5 protein-coding genes and 1 pseudogene are annotated in these 4694 nt (G+C 68.3%); all 6 read left to right on the plus strand.

Annotated features, from left to right (window positions below; translation table 11 throughout):
• Window positions 1-388: pseudogene (locus G3N93_RS34745) on the plus strand (DNA polymerase III subunit delta'); the annotation flags it as partial.
• A gap of 141 nt (window positions 389-529) precedes the next feature.
• Window positions 530-1309 (plus strand): TatD family hydrolase, encoded by a 780-nt coding sequence (locus G3N93_RS34750; RefSeq protein WP_069248154.1) that lies wholly within the window; start codon window positions 530-532, stop codon window positions 1307-1309.
• A 43-nt stretch (window positions 1310-1352) separates the two neighbouring features.
• A complete protein-coding gene (locus G3N93_RS34755; protein ID WP_174941167.1) occupies window positions 1353-2063 on the plus strand; it encodes an ankyrin repeat domain-containing protein in 711 nt (236 codons plus the stop codon).
• Window positions 2064-2182: 119 nt separating this feature from the next.
• Window positions 2183-2539, plus strand: a complete 357-nt coding sequence (locus G3N93_RS34760) for a Rap1a/Tai family immunity protein (protein ID WP_006485939.1) — start codon at window positions 2183-2185, stop codon at window positions 2537-2539.
• An 89-nt stretch (window positions 2540-2628) separates the two neighbouring features.
• Window positions 2629-3801, plus strand: a complete 1173-nt coding sequence (locus tag G3N93_RS34765; RefSeq protein ID WP_206134997.1) for a mechanosensitive ion channel family protein — start codon at window positions 2629-2631, stop codon at window positions 3799-3801.
• Window positions 3802-3829: 28 nt separating this feature from the next.
• The coding region (locus G3N93_RS34770; RefSeq protein ID WP_206134998.1) for an AAA family ATPase at window positions 3830-4694 on the plus strand (865 nt) is incomplete at its 3' end.

Below are 4694 nucleotides of genomic sequence, written 5' to 3' on the forward strand. Positions count from 1 at the left end.
TGTCGGCGGCGCGCCGCGCGCCGCGCTGGCGCTCGCGAGCGACGAGAACCGCCCGCTGCGCGACTACACGCTCGGGCAGCTTGCGGCCGGTGCGGCGTGCGACCCGTTCGCGTGCGGCGAGACGCTGCAGAAACTGCCGGTGCCGCTGGTGCTCGGCTGGCTGCAACGCTGGCTGTACGACCTGCTTGCCCAGCGGATGGCGGGCGCGCCGCGCTACTTCCCGACGCACGCGGCGGCGCTCGCGCGCTGTGCGGAAGCGGTCGATGCGAATGCGTTCGCCCGCTTCATGAAGGCCGTGACGCGGCAGCGGACGGTCGAGAATCATCCGCTCAACGCGCGGCTCGTATTCGAGGAATTGTTTCTCGGATACCGGGAAATATTCGCGTGATCCGGCATTGTTTCGTGTGGGTTGCGAAATGATGACCGGCCCACGTCGCGACGCGACCGTGGCCGTCCGGCCCGCGAACGCCGCCCGTTGCCGCATGCCGGCGCGCGCATGAGCGCCCGCCTTACGTATTCAGGAAACACGATGTTCGTCGACTCTCACTGCCACATCAATTTCAAGGGCCTGGCCGACCGCCTGCCGGCCGTTCTCGAGAACATGCGCGAGCATGACGTCACGCACGCGCTGTGCGTGTCGGTCGATTTCGAGACGCTGCCGGAGGTTCTTGCGATCGCGGACGCGCATGACAACGTCTATGCGTCGGTCGGCGTGCATCCCGATCACGAGGACATGCACGAGCCGACGCTCGCGGAGCTCGTCGAGCTGGCCGCGCACCCGAAGGTCGTCGCGATCGGCGAAACGGGCCTCGACTACTACCGCCTCGAAGGCCGCTCGATCGACGACATGGAATGGCAGCGCGAACGCTTTCGCACGCATATCCGCGCGGCGACCGCGACGATGAAGCCGCTGATCATCCACACGCGCTCGTCGTCGGAGGACACGCTGCGGATCATGGCCGAGGAGCGCGCGGACGTGCCGGGCGGCGTGATGCACTGCTTCACCGAGCCGTGGCCGGTGGCCGAGCAGGCGCTCGCGCAGAACTTCCATATCTCGCTGTCGGGCATCGTCACGTTCAAGAACGCGACCGACGTGCAGGACGTCGCGCGGCGCGTGCCGCTCGACCGGCTGCTGATCGAGACCGACTCGCCGTACCTCGCGCCGGTGCCGTATCGCGGCAAGCCGAATGAACCTGCGTACGTCAGCCATGTCGGACGCTTTATCGCATCCGAGCGCGGGATCGCCGTCGAGGCGCTCGCCGATGCGACGACGCAGAACTTTTTCCGGCTGTTCAAGATCGCCCGCTAACGACGTGCGCGCAGCCGACAACCCAGGGAAGGAGCCCACAACAATGACGAAGCCGACCAATCATCTGCCGAAACGTGCACTCGTTGCCGCCGCACTCGTCGCGAGCGGCCTGTTCGCGGCAGCCGGCGCGCATGCCGAATCGCTCGATGCGATCGTCAAGGCCGTCAAGTTCGACGACATCGCCGACATCGGCCAGCAGCTCAAGAGCGGCAAGCTCGACCCGAACACGATCGCGCCGAACGGCGACCCGCTGATCGTGATCGCCGCGCGCGAGAAGTCCGACAAGGTTGCGGCGGCGCTCGCCGCGACGCCGAACGTCGACCTCGAGAAGGAAGACAAGGCCGGCGAAAACGCGCTGATGCTCGCGTCGCTGAACGGCGACGTCGGCCTCGCGAAGCTGCTGATCGACAAGGGCGCGGAAGTCAGCAAGAAGGGCTGGGCGCCGCTGCACTACGCGGCGACCAACGGCCAGGACGCCGTGGTGAAGCTGCTGCTCGACCACGACGCGTATATCGATACCGCATCGCCGAACGGCACGACGCCGCTGATGATGGCCGCACGCGGCAACCATCCGTCGACGGTCACGCTGCTGCTCGACCAGGGCGCCGATCCGCAGGTGAAGAACCAGCTCGGCATCACCGCGCTCGAATTCGCGAAGCACTACAACGCGCCCGACGCGATCGCGATCCTGAGCAAGCGGACGACGCGCATCGGGGCCTCGACGCCGGCAGATGCACAAAAGAGTGCAAAATGACGGTTTTCGGTGCGGCAGCCGGTGCCCGCCCGGCCGGATTCCGGCCGGAGCAGGGCGTCCCGGCGCCGCGCCGGCCAAGGCAGCAGGCGGTCTCGGGCCGCATTGACATAAGGAACACCATGTTGCGCGCAATGTTTTGTGCCGCGGCGTTTGCCGTGCCGTTGTCGGCGGCGGCTTTCACGGGCGCTGATCTCGACCGGCTGTGCGCGAAGACGGACGTCAAGTCGCGGGCGTCGTGCGCGGCCTACATCGAAGGCGCCGCCGACGGCGTCTACAACACCATCGACGCGATCGGCGGCACGACGGGGCCGCGGGTCGGCCAGTATTTCTGCCTGCCGCCCGACATCCGGGCGCAGCAGATGACCGACGCGGTGCGCAAGTACATCGCGGAGAATCCGAAGCTGGCCGACTACAACGCGAGCACCGCGGTGTCGCTCGGTCTCGGCAAGGCGTTTCCCTGCAGGAGCGGCAACTGACCTGACGCCGTGTCCGGGCCCGCGCGTGGCCCGGATGTCGCCGACGCATCCAGGACGAGGCGTGCGCGCCTCATCACCCACGGGCGCCGATGATTTCAATTGAGGAACTGCAGCGCATCACCGATGCGCCGCTGCATTCATGGCTTGGCACGCTGGCCGTGTCCGTCATCGTCTTGCTGGTCGTCACGGTCGTGCACCGTCTCGGCGCACGCATCGTCAAGCGCATCGCGCAGCCGTATCCGTTGATGAGCGCGATCCTGCGCTACATCGACAGGCCGTCGCTCGTCGTGCTCGCGCTGCTGGCGCTCGAATTCCTGTGGGTCCAGGCGGACGACGGCATGTCGTTCGTACGCGGCATGCGCACGGCGGCGGCGGTCGGCTCCATCATTTCCCTCACGTGGCTGCTGGTGCGGCTCGCGGCCGGCGTCGGCGACGCCATCATCCAGGCCCATCCGATCGATACGGCCGACAACCTTCAGGCCCGGCGCATCCATACGCAGGCCAGGGTGCTCGTGCGGACCGTGATGGTGCTGATCGTGATCATCGGCACCGGCGCCGCGCTGATGACGTTCCCGAACGTGCGCCAGGTCGGCGCGAGCCTGCTGGCGTCGGCCGGCGTCGCGGGGCTGGTCGCCGGTATCGCCGCGCGGCCGGTGCTCGGCAACCTGATCGCCGGGCTGCAGATCGCGCTCACGCAGCCGATCCGGCTCGACGACGTGGTCGTGATCCAGGGCGAGTGGGGGCGTATCGAGGAAATCACCGGCTCGTTCGTGTCGGTGCGGCTGTGGGACCAGCGGCGCCTCGTCGTGCCGCTGCAATGGATCATCGAGAACCCGTTCACGAACTGGACGCGCAGCAGCTCGGAAATCATCGGTACGGTCTATCTGTCGGTCGATTACCGCACGCCGCTCGCGCCGCTGCGCGAAGAACTTGCGCGGCTCGTCCACGCGGCACCCGAATGGGATGGCCGCGTGCAGGTGTTGCAGGTGACCGACGCGACGGAACGCACGATGCAGTTGCGTGCGCTCGTCAGCGCGGCCGATGCGTCGTCGTGCTGGGACCTGCGCTGCCGCGTGCGCGAAGGACTGATCGCCTGCCTGCAAGACCGCTATCCGCAATGCCTGCCGCGCAGCCGGATGGAACTGTATCCGCACGAATCCGCGCCGGACGCGCCGAATCCCGAACGGCCGCACGCGCGGTCGCCTGCCGCCAGTACGGCGGCCGATACCGCGGCCGACCCGCAGACCGCCGAAGGCCGCTGACAGCGGCCCGCATGCCTCCTCCAACGTCATGACCGCGCTGAACACGCTTGCCATTGCCAATTACCGCTCGCTGCGCGAGCTGATCGTGCCGCTCGCGGCACTCAACGTCGTCACGGGGCCGAACGGCAGCGGCAAGTCGAGCGTGTACCGCGCACTGCGGCTGCTCGCCGACACCGCGCAGGGGCGCGTGATCCCGTCGCTCGCCCGCGAAGGCGGGTTGCCGTCGACGCTGTGGGCCGGCCCCGAGCGCTTCTCGCGGGCGATGCTGGACGGCGACACACCGGTGACTGGCACGGTGCGCAAGGGGCCCGTGAGCCTGAAGCTCGGCTTCGCCTGCGACGATTTCGGCTATGCGATCGATCTCGGCATGCCGGTGAAGAACGACGCGACGCAATTCTCGCTCGATCCGGTGGTCAAGCGCGAGTGCATCTGGGGCGGCGCGATGTTGCGCCCGTCGACGCTGCTGGTCGACCGGCAGGGCGCGCAGATCCGCGCGCGCACCGCATCGGGCGACTGGCAGACGATTCCGCAGCCGGTGGCCAGCTTCGACAGCATGATGACCGAATTCGCCGATCCGACCGGCGCGCCCGAGATGATCGCGGTGCGTGAACGGATCCGCTCGTGGCGCTTCTATGATCACTTCCGGACCGACGCGCAGGCGCCGGCGCGGCAGTCGCACATCGGCACCCACACACCGGTGCTCGCGGACGACGGCGCCGACCTGGCCGCCGCGTTGCAGACGATCCGCGAAATCGGCGACGGCGCGGCACTCGATGCGGCGCTCGACGACGCGTTTCCCGGTGCATCGGTCGAGATCGACAATCCGGGCGGCCGTGGCCGCTTCGACGTGCTGATGCGCCAGCCGGGGCTGCTGCGGCCGCTCGCGGCGGCCG

Origin of the sequence: Burkholderia sp. Se-20378 (assembly GCF_017104665.1) — a bacterium.
Taxonomy (GTDB): domain Bacteria; phylum Pseudomonadota; class Gammaproteobacteria; order Burkholderiales; family Burkholderiaceae; genus Burkholderia; species Burkholderia lata.

Bases quoted from the DNA above. Each gene is read 5' to 3' on its own strand.
- G3N93_RS34750 (WP_069248154.1), top strand. From the start codon at position 530: ATGTTCGTCGACTCTCACTGCCACATCAATTTCAAGGGCCTGGCCGAC.
- G3N93_RS34755 (WP_174941167.1), top strand. From the start codon at position 1,353: ATGACGAAGCCGACCAATCATCTGCCGAAACGTGCACTCGTTGCCGCC.
- G3N93_RS34760 (WP_006485939.1), top strand. From the start codon at position 2,183: ATGTTGCGCGCAATGTTTTGTGCCGCGGCGTTTGCCGTGCCGTTGTCG.
- G3N93_RS34765 (WP_206134997.1), top strand. From the start codon at position 2,629: ATGATTTCAATTGAGGAACTGCAGCGCATCACCGATGCGCCGCTGCAT.